The sequence below is a fragment of the Caballeronia sp. LZ032 genome, assembly GCF_031451315.1.
GTDB lineage: Bacteria > Pseudomonadota > Gammaproteobacteria > Burkholderiales > Burkholderiaceae > Caballeronia.
Window position 1 is genome coordinate 315675 of the sequence record NZ_JARUXP010000002.1, and the last position, 16044, is coordinate 331718.

The 16044-nt window shown below is 66.5% G+C and carries 16 protein-coding genes; 1 reads left to right on the top strand and 15 read right to left on the bottom strand.

The window, feature by feature from the left end; genetic code table 11:
* Positions 1-78: 78 nt before the first annotated feature.
* The 14 genes from pepE to QCE69_RS17115 all read right to left on the bottom strand — a co-directional run bounded on the left by pepE (position 79) and on the right by QCE69_RS17115 (position 13278).
* Complete coding sequence (gene pepE, locus QCE69_RS17050) at positions 79-795, bottom strand: dipeptidase PepE (protein ID WP_309932019.1); 717 nt, start codon at positions 793-795, stop codon at positions 79-81.
* 52 nt (positions 796-847) lie between these two features.
* Entirely contained in the window at positions 848-1786 is a 939-nt protein-coding gene (locus QCE69_RS17055) for a DUF1177 domain-containing protein (RefSeq protein ID WP_309932022.1), read from the bottom strand.
* A 45-nt stretch (positions 1787-1831) separates the two neighbouring features.
* The gene (locus tag QCE69_RS17060; protein WP_309932024.1) at positions 1832-3451 is read right to left on the bottom strand and encodes an OPT/YSL family transporter; all 1620 of its coding nucleotides are present in this window, start codon (positions 3449-3451) and stop codon (positions 1832-1834) included.
* A gap of 36 nt (positions 3452-3487) precedes the next feature.
* Positions 3488-4312 (bottom strand): IclR family transcriptional regulator C-terminal domain-containing protein, encoded by an 825-nt coding sequence (locus QCE69_RS17065; RefSeq protein ID WP_309920618.1) that lies wholly within the window; start codon positions 4310-4312, stop codon positions 3488-3490.
* Between the two features lie 212 nt (positions 4313-4524).
* Positions 4525-4686, bottom strand: a complete 162-nt coding sequence (locus QCE69_RS17070) for a hypothetical protein (protein WP_309932026.1) — start codon at positions 4684-4686, stop codon at positions 4525-4527.
* 253 nt (positions 4687-4939) lie between these two features.
* Complete coding sequence (locus QCE69_RS17075) at positions 4940-5293, bottom strand: RidA family protein (protein ID WP_309812575.1); 354 nt, start codon at positions 5291-5293, stop codon at positions 4940-4942.
* 79 nt (positions 5294-5372) lie between these two features.
* Positions 5373-6497: an FAD-binding oxidoreductase gene (locus QCE69_RS17080; protein ID WP_309922852.1), complete on the bottom strand. Its 1125-nt coding sequence runs from the start codon at positions 6495-6497 to the stop codon at positions 5373-5375.
* A gap of 10 nt (positions 6498-6507) precedes the next feature.
* The gene (locus tag QCE69_RS17085; RefSeq protein ID WP_309932028.1) at positions 6508-7914 is read right to left on the bottom strand and encodes an FAD-dependent oxidoreductase; all 1407 of its coding nucleotides are present in this window, start codon (positions 7912-7914) and stop codon (positions 6508-6510) included.
* Positions 7904-8266 (bottom strand): (2Fe-2S)-binding protein, encoded by a 363-nt coding sequence (locus QCE69_RS17090; protein WP_309920647.1) that lies wholly within the window; start codon positions 8264-8266, stop codon positions 7904-7906. Before QCE69_RS17090 ends, QCE69_RS17085 begins: the two co-directional genes overlap by 11 nt.
* Positions 8267-8273: 7 nt before the next feature.
* Positions 8274-9410, bottom strand: coding sequence for an FAD-dependent oxidoreductase (locus QCE69_RS17095; RefSeq protein ID WP_309932030.1), 1137 nt, complete (start codon positions 9408-9410; stop codon positions 8274-8276).
* Positions 9407-10204 (bottom strand): ABC transporter permease, encoded by a 798-nt coding sequence (locus QCE69_RS17100; RefSeq protein ID WP_309834186.1) that lies wholly within the window; start codon positions 10202-10204, stop codon positions 9407-9409. Before QCE69_RS17100 ends, QCE69_RS17095 begins: the two co-directional genes overlap by 4 nt.
* A gap of 16 nt (positions 10205-10220) precedes the next feature.
* Positions 10221-11093 (bottom strand): ABC transporter permease, encoded by an 873-nt coding sequence (locus QCE69_RS17105; RefSeq protein WP_309812592.1) that lies wholly within the window; start codon positions 11091-11093, stop codon positions 10221-10223.
* Positions 11080-12168 (bottom strand): ABC transporter ATP-binding protein, encoded by a 1089-nt coding sequence (locus QCE69_RS17110; RefSeq protein WP_309920654.1) that lies wholly within the window; start codon positions 12166-12168, stop codon positions 11080-11082. The genes QCE69_RS17105 and QCE69_RS17110 overlap by 14 nt, the downstream gene beginning before the upstream one ends.
* A 42-nt stretch (positions 12169-12210) precedes the next feature.
* Positions 12211-13278 carry an ABC transporter substrate-binding protein gene (locus QCE69_RS17115; protein ID WP_309932032.1) on the bottom strand — a complete coding sequence of 356 codons (1068 nt, stop codon included), beginning with the start codon at positions 13276-13278 and terminating at the stop codon, positions 12211-12213.
* Between the two features lie 172 nt (positions 13279-13450).
* Between QCE69_RS17115 and QCE69_RS17120 the strand changes: the two genes are divergently transcribed.
* Positions 13451-14395, top strand: a complete 945-nt coding sequence (locus QCE69_RS17120) for a LysR substrate-binding domain-containing protein (protein ID WP_309932034.1) — start codon at positions 13451-13453, stop codon at positions 14393-14395.
* A gap of 39 nt (positions 14396-14434) precedes the next feature.
* Here QCE69_RS17120 and QCE69_RS17125 read toward each other — a convergent pair whose 3' ends face one another.
* Complete coding sequence (locus QCE69_RS17125) at positions 14435-15970, bottom strand: NADH-quinone oxidoreductase subunit M (RefSeq protein ID WP_309932036.1); 1536 nt, start codon at positions 15968-15970, stop codon at positions 14435-14437.
* Positions 15971-16044: the final 74 nt, after the last annotated feature.

Sequence of the window (16044 nt, forward strand, 5' to 3'; positions counted from 1 at the left end):
GCAACTGGAGATTACGTCCAGCTTTGGGTAATTAATGCCGCACATCCAGGGCAAAACAACCCGCGCGAGCCACCGCCTTCAGCCAGCCAAATTCGCCCCAGGCGCCATCACAATCGGCGCTGCCCCATGCGAGAAAAACCTTGCATCATGCGGACCGCGCAAGGTGATAGCAGCAGACGTCACCTCGAGCCAATCCCCTTCCGGCAACCCAAGCACTTTCGCTTCCCGATTAGCCACAAGAAACTCTTCTATACGTTGATCGCGCGTCTCTCCCTGATGTCCTTGCGGCAACGCGTTGGTGTAATGCGGGTTGATCTGAAAACCAATCAGCCCGAGCGCATCGAGGCCACGAGGATCGACAATAGGCATGTCATTGGTCGTGCAGATAGTGGGACATGCGAGGTTCGCGCCGGCGCTCCAGCCGAGATAGCGCGTGCCGCCTTGCACCGCCTCACGGATCGCCCGAAGCAACCCACGCGCGCGGCATTGCGCGAGCAGCTGGAACGTATTCCCACCGCCCACCACAATCATTTCCGCCTGAGCGACAGCCGCCTGCGCGTCAGCATCGCTTGCAAAACCATGCACCGAACGCAACGCAATGTTGGCCGGCGCCAGCGCGGCGGCGACGGTGTCCGTGTACTCGTCCCAACTCATCGTCACCCCGGCGAACGGCACAAACAGAGCCTGCGTCGTGGTCTGCGCCTGGCTCGGCGTAAGTGCGCGAATCGCGTCCAGCGCATGAACGAGATAAGCGCCATCGGGACTTCTGGAATTACTCAGCAAAAGCGCGTTCATCAAAAGTCTCCGGATCCGGAACAAGTCGCGCAATCAGCGCATGAAAGAGCCATCACCCGCGCCGCCCCGTGAGATGCACGAGCGACCCATAAAGTTCAAGCAGACGCGCATAGTCCACTTCATCGTAGAACGAACACGTGCCTTTCCCGAACTCCTTGGCAACCTCGACCGCGAACTTCACCGCCAGCGCAATATCCGTTTCGTGGCTCGCTCCCGTACCACAGCCGGGCACGGCAACTTGCGTCGTGAGCGCGACGCCGACAACCGGCGCACTTGTCGCAGTCGATGGCTGCATGATGCTGTTTATATGATGCACGCCGTTATCGTAGGGCGTGATGTCCTGCGTCGTCACGGGAAAGGTAACGGCGGGTTTCCCGGTCGTCGTCTCCATGATGCGCAGCAGGTCTTCCGAGACACGCAGGATATAGCCTTCCTTCACCGTCGGCGAGAGGGCATAGCCGCTGTGATTGATGACGCGGTTGCCCTTGGTCGTATCGAGCGACAGCACGGCGTCCATTTCGCCCCGGACTTCATGCGCCAGAAGGCGATCGGTTTCCACGGGAGTGTCCATGAATTCGACCGGATCGTGCGGCCGTGTGGGCGCGGTCGGGCAGACATGCGTCGTCAGCACGACGTCGCCCGGTAGCGGGTCGCCGTTGCGGCGCATCTGCGCGAGCTTGAGCGCGGTAGCGACAGTCGCGATGGCGCCATCAGCGTCCGACACCATGCCGATGCGCGACGGCCGCGCCCCAATCCCGCCCAGTCGCCCGACGACGCCAAGCGTCTTCGCCAGGCCGCCGCTATGCTTGCCGCGCTCGCCGGGAATGCCGATCCGCACGAAGTCGGTCGTGCCTTTCGGGCTGCTCAGTTCGAGCACCTCCACACTCACGCCGACATCTGCGAACGGCGCGAGCATGTCAATCACGGTCTGGCCGCTAGCGTAACGGCTGTCGAAGGCTTCAAAAACTTGCAGGGTCTGCGCGAGGCTCATAGAGGATTTCTCCGTGTCGGCAATGCAACCAAAAAGCTGAATGAATCAGCGCGACTTGATGAGCGAGCCGCAGAAACCGGTCAGCGCGTCCGCCGCGATCACGCCCGCCGCGAACACTTCCATGCGGCTCTTCGCGCCGGGTCTGAGGCGTCCGATCACGAGGCGCATGCCGATCCCCACCATCAACGCCCAGCCCGCGAATGGACTCGCGATCAGCAGGCCTGTCGCGAACAGCACGCCAAGCTGGCGCTTCGGTCCGCCGGCCCACTGGAGCGCCGCACCGGCCACCGCCCACACGAGCAGCGCATGGAGGATGCCGGGCGCGACGCCCGCCTGAATGGTCGAGACATACACGCGCGCCACAGGCGGAATCAGCCCTTTCGCAAAGAGTCCGCGATACGCGAGCAGCACGACCGGGATCGCGATGACGAACGCGAGCATCGCGGCGATCAATTGCTGGCGTCGCCCGGCGAGTTCGAACGCCGGATCCTGGCCGTGGCCGCGCAGGATGAAGCCTGCCTTCAGGTCGTAGCCCATATCGGCGAAGGCCGGCCCGGTCGCGGCGGAAAACCCGCACAACATCACCAGCGACACCGCCGGAAAACCGATCAGCATGCCGATCAACAGCGTGATGAGCGCCACGGCGAAGGCCGGGAACCAGCCCGAGTGCATGGCCGCGATGCCGACGATCAGTTCATGCGCAAACGCGGCCGCTGCCGCATACAGCACGAACGCCGCCAGCATGCCCGGCGACATCTCGCCCCACAGTCCGCTCAATAGCGCGACGAGCGCCGCGAGCACGAGGTAGGCGATCCCGCCGAAGCGCAGCGAACTCGCAATCGCCGGTGTGCGCGTCGCGCGGGCCGGAGGATTCCGGTCGCGCAGCACGAGCACGCCGACCTGGATCAGCGCGACGAGCCCTGCGCCGATCATCATGCCGTGCGGAATGAGGGCCTTGCTGATGTCGAAGTGAAACAGCGGCGTCGCATAGCCGCGAAGCAGGAGACCGATGCCCAGCATGCCGAGCGCCCACACATTGCCGATGAACGCCGTGCCGAACGCGGACATCGGAATGCCGAGCCAAGAGCCGGTCAGCCCCATCACGATGCCGGCGCCGAGCAGACGCGCCTGCCTGCCGCCCTGGTCGCCGGCCTTGATGGCTTCCGCCGCCGCGACGCCATGCGGCCACGCGCCGGACGCGGGAAACACGCTGGTGTTGAAGAGCCGGTACAGCATGTACCCGTCGAGCAGCATGCCGAGGGCGACACCCGCGAACATCGGCACGATGAGATCTTCCCGGCCGAACAGGAACGGAATGGCAATGGGCAGCAGCAGGCTGTTGGCCGCCCCGAACGTGGCGGCGGAGATGGCGCTCTGCGCGAGATTCTGCACATGCACCGAGCGATACGCGCGAAACCAGCGCAGGGGCACGCGCGCGCAGATCATCGCGGCCAGCGCGCCGACGATGGACGTATTCGGCGTCACGCCCACCCGCACCAGCAACTCGATCCCGATGATCGCGCCGATCACGCCCAGCACCGCGAGCAACAGCAGCGTGGACGGGTTTAGCGCCGAGGGATGCCTCTGCGACGCGCAGGGCGCGGTCTGGATGAAGGATGCCGTTGTGCTGGGCGGACGGTGTTCGGGTAATTGGGATCCATGCATGACGTGTTCGTGTTTGCGGTGCGCGTGGAGGTGCGTTTATCTTTCGGCGTCGACCCAGAACGGATCGCCGAGCGATCGGCCGATGGTGCGCGCCTGTTCGAGCAGCGCCTGGCCGAGTTCAGCGAGCGCGGCGTAGTCCCGTGTTCCCGCCGGGAAGCTCAGGCAGAACGCGAGGCATTCGCCGCTCGATGGATCCGCGACCGCGCAGCCCAGCGAGCACACGCCGTACAGCGCTTCGTTCTCCGCGAGCGCATAGCCACGCGTGCGGGTCACGGCGATCTCCTCGAGCAACGCGTCGAGCGTGGCGGGGCCGTGCGCCGGGGCGTACGCGTCGTCCACCGCGGCGCGGATGTTGGCAAGGCCGGCAGCGGGCGGCGTGTTGCCGGGCCGCAGTCCGGCCGCAAAACGCGCGCGGATGGCGTGGTCGGATTCCCGGGCCAGCAGCGCGCGGCCCGTGGACGTCGCCCACGATGCCGAACGATGACCCGGATGCGTCGTTGCGCGGAAGGCCAGCGAGCCGGGCTGCACGCGCAATACCACGACGTCATTGCCTTCCAGCACCGAGATGTAGCCGGTGTGGCCATAGCGTGCGCTGAGCGTTTCGAGTGCCTGCGCGCACATGACGATGAGCGGACTCGCCGAGCGCACGAGATGGCTCAGTTCGAGCAGCAGCATGGACGGCCGGTAGGCCAGCGAATGCTTGTCGCGTTCGAGCAGACCGCAGTCGGTCATCTGCTTGAGCACGCGCGATGCCGAACTCTTCGGCATGTCGAGGTGATCGACGAGGTCGATCATCCAGACTTCCCGCTGATGCCGCGCCATGAAGCGCATGACGGTGGTGGCTGTGTCCAGGATGCTCATGTGGCTCGCTCTCCTTATTGTGGTTCCGTATTTTGGAACCGGGTTCCAGCGCTTGATTTATCGTAGCGAAGGACACGCGCGGCGAGAAGCGGCACAAGAGTGTTTTGTGTGAATTGGTCCTGCTTTTCAGAAACTGCGACGTTCGTTCTTTCAGACCCGGAAACGGGCCGTCAGAGTCGCTGTGCGGAAACGGAGAGGAGAGCGTCCGGTGTTCAATACACCGGCGTCTGTTTGGCGAGAAACGCGTCAACGCCGATGCGCGCGTCGGCGCTCGACCGCATGTCGGCAACCCGACGGCGTTCCGCTGCTTCGAGCGTCTGCCAGTCGGAGGCGCGCCGCAGCTGCGCGGATTCCTTGGTGAAGCGCACGGCCATCGGGCTTCGCCATGCAGCGATTCGTGCACGGCGTCGACGCGATCGTGACGTTGCGCAGCACGATCTCAAAAGGATATCGGTCTTCTTGTCTTGGAGGCCGCAGGTGAAGGGCTTGGTGACTTCCATGGCTTCGGCGATGGCTTTGAAGCTCATGCTTTTGAAGTCACGCTCGAAGAAGAGCGGGCCGTGCCGCCGAACGGCGACGAGAGGAAGGCGCCCGGCGGCCAGAAAAGCCGCGCGGGCGGGGGCAGCGTCAGCCCAATGCGATCACGGCGATTTCAACCAGCAAGGTCGGCGACGCGAGTTGCGCCTGCACCGTCGCGCGGGCGGGCGCGCAGCCTTCCGGCACCCATGCGTCCCACACTTCGTTCATGCCGGCGAAGTCGCGCGCGATGTCCGAGAGCCAGATTTGCGCCGACACGAGCCGCGTCTTGTCGATGCCGGCCTTCTCCAGGAAGCCGTCGATCTTCTCGAGCACTTTCGCCGTTTGCAGCTTGATGTCGGGCGTGGGATCGGCGGATGTCTGGCCGCCGACGAACACGAGACCCGCCGCCTTCACGACGCGGCTCATGCGCTGATTGGTGTCGATGCGAACGATATCGCTCATGCGTTGTTCTCCAATGGGGTGAGTGAAACGAAGCCGCCGCCCGCGCAACATCGCGGGCGCGTGGCACAGGAAAGGCCGATCAGTGAACCGAGGCGCCGCGTCCGAAGCGGTCGATGGCGAACGCATCGAGCGACAGCGAAGGCGCGCCGTCGAGCATCAGTTCGGACACGAGCTTGCCGCAGCCGGGCCCGAGCTGGAAGCCGCTGCCGCAGTAGCCGAACGAGTAGTAGAGGTTGGTGGCCGTGCGGCTCGCGGAGATCACGGGCAAGTCGTCCTGGATGAAGGCTTCGACGCCGGCCCACGCGCGATTGACGCCGAGATGCTTCAGATGCGGAAACAGGTCGGTGACGGTGCGGGCGCTCTTCACGAGCCGCACGAAGTCCACTTCGCCATGCCGGTTCGGCAGATCCGCAATGCCGATCAGCTTGCCGCCGATCACCACCGTGCCGTTATCGAACTGCTTGAACGACAGCGGCCGGCCGGTGCCGAGCAGCGTCGAACGGCAGAACGGCGCGACGCGCTGCGTCACCATCAGCATCAAGCCTTCGGGCCGCACCGGCACCGTTTCGCCGACTTGCTGCGCGAGTTCTCCGGACCACGCGCCTGCGCTCACGAGCAGCTTCTCCGCGCTGAACACGCCTCGCGGCGTCTGCGCGATCCAGCGGTTGCCACGCTGTTCGATGCGCTTCACCGGCATGCCTTCCAGAAAGCGCGTACCGAGCCGCTGTGCGGCGCGCCGGAAAGCGTTGGTCGTGCGGAAGGGCAGCGCATAGCCGTCGCGCTCGGCCCAGATGCCGCCGGTCACATGCGGCGCGATCGCCGGTTCGAGTTCGAGCACGGTCTTGCGGTCCACGAGCTTCTCGTGCGTGAAGCCCTGCGCTTCGAGCAACGCGACGCGCTGACGGCAGGCTTCGAGATCGTCCTCGGATTCGGCGATCTTCAACTGGCCCGATGCCACGAAGCCGCCGTTCTCGCCGATCAGATCCGTCATGCCGTGCCATATCTCGCGCGACATCAGCGCGAGCGGAATCTCCGGCAGCGGCCGCCCGAGCGTGCGCACGCCGCCGGCATTGACGCCCGACGAATGGCGCGCGACGTAATCGGCTTCGAGCACGATGACCTTCGCGCCGCGCCGGGCCATGTGGAACGCGCTGCTCGTGCCGTGCAGCCCGCCGCCGATGACCAGCACATCGGCTTCCGTCATCGCGTTGGCGTCATTCACCGGCGAGTTCCCCGAGCGTGAGCGGCTTGATCGGCGGACGGATGCGGTAATAGCCGACTTCGGCGGGCGACACGCGGCGCGCATCCGCGATGACTTCCGTCACAGTCAGCCCGCACATGCGGCCTTGGCACGGCCCCATGCCGCAGCGTCCGAACGACTTCGCCTGATTCGGTCCGACGCAGCCCAGTTCGACGAACTCGCGCAACTGGCCCGCCGTGACTTCCTCGCAGCGGCAAACGACGGTTTCGTCGCGCGGGATGCGGTTGATGTCGCGCGGACGATAGAGGCTGTCGAGGAACGGCCGGATGCGCATCACGCCCGCGAGCGCGCGGCGCAGCGGGGCGGCTTCCGCATCGCGCCGGACGACATCGAGCGCGCCAAGCTGCGCGGCCGCGCCGAGCGCCGCCAGCGTGCCCTGCAAGGCCGCCGCCTGCGCGCCGCCGATGCCCGCGCCATCGCCCGCGACGAAGATGCCGGGCACATCCAGCTCGCCCCACGCATCGGTCTTCGGCGTGAAGCACAGTTGCGCATCGTCCCAGCGATGGGTCGCGCGCAGTGCATGCGTGAACTGCGTGTTCGGCACGACGCCCTGATGCAGCAGGATCACGTCCGCCTCGATGCGATGCGCAACGCCCTGCGTCGTGAAGCGCAGCGCAGCCGCGCGTTCGACCCCGTCCGCACCGACGGCGGATTCGACACGCAAGTCGTCGGCGGCTTCGAAGATCGGCACGCCTGCTTCGCGCAGCGTGCGGATCAGCTGCAATCCCTTCGACAGGAAAGGCCAAGCGCGCAGCGCCGACAACATGTGCTTCTTCGCGCGCCAGCGGTCTTCGTGGCGCGTCGTGTCGACCAGCGCGCGGATCGGCACGCCGGCGCGCACGTATTGCCAGCCGAGCAGATACAGGAGCGGCCCGCAGCCCGCCAGCACCGGCGGCGCGGCGGGCACTTCGCCCGCGCTCTTCAGCAGGATCTGCGCGGCGCCCGCGCTCAGCACGCCGGGCAGCGTCCAGCCGGGAATCGGAAACGGACGCTCCAGCGCGCCGCTCGCGAGGACCACGCGCTGCGCCTCGAACGAGCCGATCTTGCCGTCCTTCAGATAATGGACGCCGTGCTCGCGCGTGACCTGCCAGACGCTGGCTTGCGTCACGTGCCGCGCGCCGGACGCGGCGAACGCCTGCGCGATCGCCGTTCCTGCCGCGTAGTCGGGGCCGAGGATCTGCTTGCGGCGCGCATCGGCCTTCCCGATCGCGCGATAGATCTGTCCGCCCACGGCGTCCTGCTCGTCGATCAGCACGGTCGACAAGCCAGCCCGTGCGGCGCGTGTCGCGGCGCTCATGCCGGCAGGACCGGCGCCGATCACGACGACATCGACGGCTTCGGAAGTGAAATCAGCGGCCATGGACGTTCTCCAGCGAAGTATCGAGCGCAACGGCAGGCGGCAGATCGCGCGCGCCTTCCTGCGAGCGCACCCGCATGCCGGCGCGCACTTCCACCATGCAGCTCTGGCGGCTCGGCACGCCGTCGATCTCGACGAGGCATTCGAAGCACGCGCCCATCATGCAGAACGGCGCACGCGGCGCGCCGGAAACCGGCGTGGCCCGGAACCGCGAGACGCCCGCCGCGAGCAGCGCCGCCGCGACCGAACAACCGGCGGGCACGGTGAGCGGCTGATCGTTGAAGGAGATGTCGAGCGTGGCGCCGGCCTCGCCATCGAGAGGCTTGAAGAGTGGGGGATGCGTGTGGACTGTCATGTCGAACTCAATGTGCGGGAGTCAGTTCTTGGGCATGCTCGAAGCGGCGCGCGGAGAAGGTGGGCAGTTCATCCGGGATCGGCGCGCCGGTGATCCACGGCGCGACGCGCATCGCATGCGCGGCGGCCAGCGTCACGCCGCTATGGCAGGTGACGACGAACGCGCCCGGATGCGCCTCCGACTGGTCGTACACCGGAAAGCCGTCGGGGCTGTAGACGCGCAGCGCGGCCCACATGCGCACGAGCCGCACGTGCTGCAGCATCGGGAATGCGCGCACGCCGCGACGGGCGATGTCCGACAGCACGGACGTCGTCGTGAAGTCGTTGAAGCCGACTTCCTCCATCGAATCGCCGAACTGCACGCTGCCTTCGTCGGTCTGGCGCACGTTGAGCGTCGGATAGTCGAGGAACGGCGCGACGCGTTCGCTCACCAGCACCTGGCCGCGATTCGGCGCGACCGGCGCATTCAGCCCGACGAACGGCGCAAGCGTCCGGTTGCCAAGCCCGGCCGCGAGCACCACGCGCGCCGCGCGATGAGTCCCGCGCCGGCCCTGCACGGTGAAGCCGCCGCGCTCCGGCACGATGCGCTCCACGCGCTCGCCGGAAACGAGCTGCACGCCGCGCGCCTGCATCGCTCCGTGCAGGCCGCGCAACAGCTTGAGCGGGTTCACGTGGCCGTCCATCGGCGTATAGCTCGCGCCGATCACCGCCGGGCCGATCTGCGGAATGCGCGCGCGCACCTCGGCGGCGTCGAGCATCTGGTACGGGTAGTCGCCGAGTTCGGCTTGCAGCGTCGAGAGACGCTTCTCGCGTTCGGCGAGTTCGGCGTCGTCGAAACAGAAGTGGAAGCCGCCGGGCTGGCGCAGCGCGACATCCACGCCGGTTTCCGCCCGCAGCGCCGCGGCGAAGTCCGGCCAGCGCAGCGCCGAACTGCGCGACCAGCGCGCGTATGGCGACAGGCCGTAGCCCTTGCCCTGGATCCACACGAGGCCGAAGTTGCCGCGCGACGCCCGCAGGCCGCCGTCGTCTTCGTCGAGCACGGTGACGCGCGCGCCTTCGCGGGCGAGTCCGTAGGCCACGGCTGAGCCGACCAGCCCGCCGCCGACAACCAGGACGTCGGGGCTGGCGGTGGAAGAAAGAGTCATCGGGCTTCTCCGATCAGGATTCGGTCCAGTCCGACCATGCGGTCGAGCAGGATCATCAGCAGGACCGTGCCGACGATCAGCACCGCCGACACGGAGGCCACCAGCGGATCGATGGTCTGCGCGATCTGGTTGTACATGGCGACGGGCAGCGTCGTGGTGCCGGGCGTCGCGACGAAGATGGTCATGGTCAGCTCGTCGAAACTCTGGATGAACGACAGCACCCAGCCGCCCGCGACGCCGGTGCGGATCATCGGCAGCACGACGCGCCGGAACGCGGTGAAGCGGCTTGCGCCACAGGACAAGGCGGCGCGTTCCGCGTCGCGGTCGAGGCCGACGGCCGCGGACAGCGCGAGCCGCAGCGCATACGGCAGCACGATGATCACGTGCGCCGCGACCAGCGACCAGAACGATCCCGACAGATGCAGCAGCGACAGGAAGCGCAGGAACGCGATGCCGAGCACGACGGCCGGGATCATCATCGGCGAGAGGAAGAAGCTCGTGAGCGCCGCGCGCCCCGGAAAGCGATAACGCGCGATGGCCAGCGCCGCGGGCACCGCCAGCAGCACGCCGATGCTGGCCGCCGCGAACGCAAGCCGCACCGAGAGCCAGAACGCCGAGACGATGTCGCCGTTCTCGATGATCGCGCGGAACCAGCGCAGCGAGGCGCCGTCGAAGGGCATCGAGATGAAGCCCTTGTCGGTGAACGCGACGAGCATCACCACGACGAGCGGGGCGGCGATGAAGGTCAGGAACAGCGCGTTGAAGGTGAGGCCGAGCCAGCCGTTTTCTTTCATGACGGGAGTCCTCCGCTCAGTCGAAGATGTGCTTGAAGCGGCGTTCCGCGAGCCGGCTGCAACCCATCACGATCGCCACGTTGGCGATCAGCAGCAGCACCGCGATGCTCGCGCCGAGCGGCCAGTTGAGCGTGCCGAGGAACTCGTCGTAGGCGGCGGTCGCGACCACTTTCAGACGCCGTCCGCCGATCAGCGCAGGCGTGGCGAACGCCGAGGCCGACAGCGCGAACACGATGATCGACCCGGACAGCACGCCGGGCATGATCTGCGGCAGCACCACGCGGCGGAACACCTTGAACGGCGAGCCGCCGAGCGAGCGGCCGGCCCACTCCACTTGCGGATCGAGCTTCTGCATCGTGGCCCAGACCGACATCACCATGAACGGCACCAGCACATGCGTGAGCGCGATGATGACGCCGGTCATCGTGAAGACGAGGCGAATGGGCTCGTCGGTGATGTGCAGCGCCTGGAGCACGTTGTTCAGCACGCCGTTGTTGCCGAGCAGGATCTGCCAGCCGAGCGTGCGCACGACCACCGAGATCAGCAGCGGCCCGAGCACGATCAGCAGGCAGACGGATTGCCAGGGCCGCTTCATGCGCGCCAGCACGATGGTTTCCGGCACGCCCAGCACGATGGACAACAGCGTCACCGCGAACGCGAGGCCGGCCGTGCGCAGGAAGATGGTGCCGTAGTACGGGTCGCTGACCACTTCCCAGTAGTTGCCGAGCGTGTAGGCGGGCGTGACGCCGGCCGTATCGCTGAAGACGCGGAACGACAGCAGCAACGTGAGCAGCAGCGGCACCAGCAGCAGGCCGGTGAACAGCAGCAGCGCGGGCCCGGACAGCAGCCACGGCGCCGCGCCGGGGCGGGCGTCTTCAAGCGTGGCCATGCGCGTTCTCCCGCAGTTCCTGCGTGAGCACGCGCAGGTCGTCGTCGGTCCAGTCGAGGCCGACTTCGTCGCCTTCCTCGGGCGGCGGCGCGCCATGGTTCGGCTGCGCGACACGCAGCTTGCCGAGCCCGGTCTCCACTTCCAGCAGCCACTGGTTGCCGACGAACACGCGCGTCGCAATGCGGCCGCGCAAGCGTGCTTCGCCGTTGCTGCCGTTGGCGAGATGGACCTTCTCCGGACGGATATAGACGTTCACCGCGCCATCGACGGCGCGGCCTTCGTGCGGCACGTGCAGCGTCGTGCCCGCGACATCGACGATCGCGCAACGCGGATTGCGTTGCAGCACTTCGCCTGCGAATGCGTTGGTGCGGCCGAGGAACGTGGACGCGAACGGCGTGGCGGGCCGCTCGTAGGCGTCGTAAGGCGTGGACAGCTGCGCAATCGTCCCGCGATGCATCACCGCGATGCGGTCGCTCATCGTCATGGCCTCGACCTGATCGTGCGTGACGAGAATGGTCGTGATGCCGAGACGCTTCTGGATCGCCCGCAGTTCGATGTGCATCTCTTCGCGCAGCTTGGCGTCGAGGTTGGACATCGGTTCGTCGAGCAGGAGCAGTTGGGGCTGCATCGCGATGGCGCGCGCAATCGCCACGCGCTGCCGCTGCCCGCCCGAGAGCTCCTTCGGATAGCGATGCCCGAGGCCGTTCAGACGCACCAGCGCGAGCGCTTCGGCCACGCGTTCATCGCGTTCCTTGCGCTTCACCTTGCGCATCTCCAGACCGAAGCCGACATTGCCGGCCACCGTCATGTGCGGAAACAGCGCATAGCTTTGAAACACCACGCCGAGGCCGCGTTTCTCCGGGCGTTCGTGGGTGATGTCGCGGCCATCGAGCAGGATGCGGCCGGTGGTCGGCGTGACGAAGCCGGCCACCATTTGCAACGTCGTGGTCTTGCCGCAGCCCGACGGGCCGAGCAGGGACAGCAGTTCGCCACGCTCGACCGAGAGATCGAGCTGTTCGATCGCCGTGAAATCGCCGTAGCGTTTCGAAATGCCTTGCAGTGTCAGAAAGGCCATGTGCCTCGCTCCTTCGTCACGTCAACGGATCGCGTGTGCGGCTCAGCGCTCGACCGAACGGTTCCAGCGCTCGGTCCATTCGGTGCGATGCTGGTTGATCGTGGTCCAGTCCATCGCGGTCAGCTTCGCGATCTGATCGGGACCGTAGGGCACGCGCGCGGCGACTTCAGGCGTGAGCTTCACCGTCTTGTTGACCGGACCCAGGCCGATGTTCTGCGCCTGGAGCATCTGGACTTCGGGCGTCAGCAGGTATTGCACGAACTGCTGCGACAGCTGCGGCTGGGCGTTCTCCGCAATGGCCCACGCGGCCACCTGCAAGGCCACCGCGCCTTCCTTCGGGTAGATGAACTTGAGCGGGAAGCCGGTGTTCTGCAACGCGACGGCGCGGCCGCTGCCATACGGCGCGAGGATCACGTCGCCGGACTGCATCTGGCCGTCCATCTCGCCGGGCGTCGGCGCCCACGAGAGGACATTCGGCGCGACCTGCTTCGTCATCTCGGTGAAGCCGGGATCGATGTTCTTCTCGCCGCCGCCCGACAGGCGCGCCAGCATCACGAGCGTATGCAGGCCATAGGTGTTGGTGATCGGCGGGACGCCGAGCTTGCCCTTGATGCGCTTGTCGGTGAGCACCTTCCACGAATCCGGCGGCGGCAAACCGGCCTTTTTGAAGGCTTCCTCGTTATAGCCGATGCCCGTCGCCACCATGCCGACGCCCACCGCCGTCGGGCCGAGCTTCGCGAGCGGATACACGTCCTGCATGATCGGCGCGTCATCGAGCTTCGCGCACAGGTTCATCTGCATGGCCTGATACATGGGGCCGTCGTCCATCACCGCGACGTTGATCTGCTGATGCCCCTTCTGCGCCTGGAGCTTGGCGAGCGTGTCGCTGGAATTGCCCGCGACGTAGACGATCTTGACGTTGTGTGCCTTCTCGAAGGGCGGAATGATTTTCTGCCGGTAGAGCTGCTCGTTCGAGCCGCCGACATTGGCGACATAGAGCGTGGTTTCGGCGTGGGCAAGGAGCGGCGCAGCCAGCGCGCCGGTGATCGAGACGCCCGCGAAAGCGGTGCGGGACAGGACGGACAGACGGCGATGCAGCGCGCTTCTCATGACGACGATCTCCAGATCCGGTATGTGGGGGAGCGGGCTGTTGCGCCCGTCGCTGAAAATCAGTGTCGCGCCGTCAAACCATATCGTCCAATACGAATAAAATAGCTATCCATGCAAGAATGATATGGACTCGGCTTAACGAGAACAGGGAAAACACGGGGAGAAACCCACGATGAACCTGAAGCACATCGAGGCATTCCGGGCGGTCATGGTGTCCGGTTCGATGACCGCGGCAGCCAAGGCGCTGTTCACGTCGCAACCGAATGTGAGCCGCCTGATCTCGCAACTGGAACGCGAAACCGGCCTGCAATTGTTCCAGCGCAGCGGCGTGCGGCTGATCCCGACCAGCGAGGGCACCGCGTTCTTCCGTGAAGTGGAGCGGGCGTTCGTCGGCTTGCAGGGACTCGCCAACGCGGCCGCGCAAATCCGCAATCTCGGCAGCGGCCGTCTGCGCATCGCGGCGATGCCCTCGGCGGGCATCACGCTCGTGCCGCATGCGATCAAGCGCTTCGTCGAGCGCTTTCCGGAAGTGACCGTCTCGCTGCACGTGAACACGTCGGGCACGGTGAACCACTGGACGGCGTCGCAGTTCTGCGATCTCGGCGTGGCCGTGTATGTGAGCGAGGCGTCGGACTGTGAAGTGGAGCAGTTATCGAGCGTTTCGGCCGTGTGCGTGATGCCCGCGCAGCATAGGCTCGCGAGCAAGCGCGTGATCCGGCCGGAAGACCTGGAAGGCGAGTCCTTCATCTCGCTGTGTCACGGCGACGGCACGCGCGCGCTCATGGACGAAGTGTTCCAGCGCGCGGGCGTCAAGCGCGTGCTGGCCATCGAGGCGCAGTACACGGCCATGTGCTGTGAAATGGTGCGGCATGGAATGGGCGTGACGCTGGCGCATCCGATCGTCGCGCGGGACTACCGGGGGCCGGAAATCGCGATTCGTCCGTTCCTGCCGGACACGCGTTTTCCCACGTATTTGCTGTTTCCGCCGCATCGGCCGCGCGAACGGCTTGCGTCGGCGTTCGTGGACGTGCTGCGCGAACTGCACGAGGAACTGCTGGAGGATGTGGTGGAGCCGCCGCCACGGCGGGCGCGGCGCGCGGTGGCGGCCGGCCGCTGACGAGGCGCGCGCGGGCAGGGCGCCCGCGCGTCGGAAAGCTTAGCCGGGCTGGCGCTCGGTTTCGGCCACGCTGTGCGCGTTGTACGAGGCCGCGCCGGCATCGTCCGGGAGGGACGAGCCTTGAGCCGCCGAGAGGAAATGCTCGACCGAAGGACCGATCGCGTCCGTGAAGGTCTTCGGATGCACGCCGATGCCCAGCACCAGCACCGCCATCGCGCCGAACAGCACGAACTCGCGCTTGCCCAGGTCGCGCAGCGAGGCCACGCGCTCGTTGCGGACCGCGCCGAACATCACGCGCTTGACCATCCACAGCGTGTAGGCCGCGCTCAGAATCAAGGTGGTCGCGGCAATCGCCCCGATCCAGAAGTTCAGGCGGATCGCGCCCATCAGCACCAGAAACTCGCCGACGAAACCGGACGTGCCCGGCAGGCCGACATTGGCCATCGAGAACAGCACGGCGTAGGTCGCGAACTTCGGCATGGTGTTGACGACGCCGCCGTAAGCGTCGATGGAGCCGTTGCGGGTGCGGTCGACCAGCACGCCGGTGCACAGCAGCATCGCGCCCGAGACCACGCCGTACGACAGCATCTGCACGACCGCGCCTTCGGTGCCGAGGCGGTCGAAGGTGAAGAGGCCGAGCGTCACGAGACCCATGTGCGCCACCGACGAATACGCGAGCAGCTTGCGCATGTCCGTCTGCGCGAGCGCCACGAGACTGCCGTAGATCACGGCGACCAGCGCCAGCGTGATCATCGCGGGGGCGAAGAAGTGCGACGCGTCGGGCACGATGGGCAGCACGAAGCGCATCAGGCCATAGCCGCCCACCTTCAGCATGCCGAGCAGCACGGCCGCGCCCGTGGGGCCTTCCGCGTTGACGTCGGGCAGCCAGGTATGCACCGGCCACATCGGCACCTTGACCGAGAAGGCCGCGACGAAGCACAGGAAGATCACGACCTGCGGCGTGAAGTCGAGCTTGAGCGCGCGCCAGGCCTCGATGTCGAAGCTGTGCGCCTGCGTCCACAGGTAGACGAGCGCGGCGAGCATCGCGAGCGAGCCGACCAGCGAGATCAGGAAGTAGCGCAGCGCTGCATAGACGCGCCGCTCGCCGCCGCCCCAGGTGCCGATCAGCAGATACAGCGGGATCAGCGAGGCTTCGAAGAAGACGAAGAACAGCATGCCGTCGAGCGAGGCGAACACGCCCTGCATGCAGCCCGACAGCACCAGGAACGCGCCGTAGTACTGCGCCACCTGCTTCGTCACCGATTGCCACGACGCGATGAAGATGATGAGCGTGGTGACGGCGGTGAGCACCGTGAACCAGAGCGAGATGCCGTCCACGCCGAGATGGTACGAGATGCCGAACTGCGGCAGCCAGTCGATCTGCTCGACGAACTGCATGGCGCTGGAGGAGGCATCGAAGTGGGCGAGCAGCGGGACCAGCGGCAGGATGCCGAGCACCGCGCCGAACAGGGCGACGGCTCGCGACAGGGTGGCCGACGCGCTGAAGGTCAGCACGAAGATGCCGGACACCACGGGGATCCAGATTAGAAAGCTGAGAACGGACGGCAGATGCATACGGTTGCTTTAGATCGGGTTGCTTTGGATCGGGCAAAAAAGCGCGGCGGGCACGCGATGAGGCGGGCTCGCGA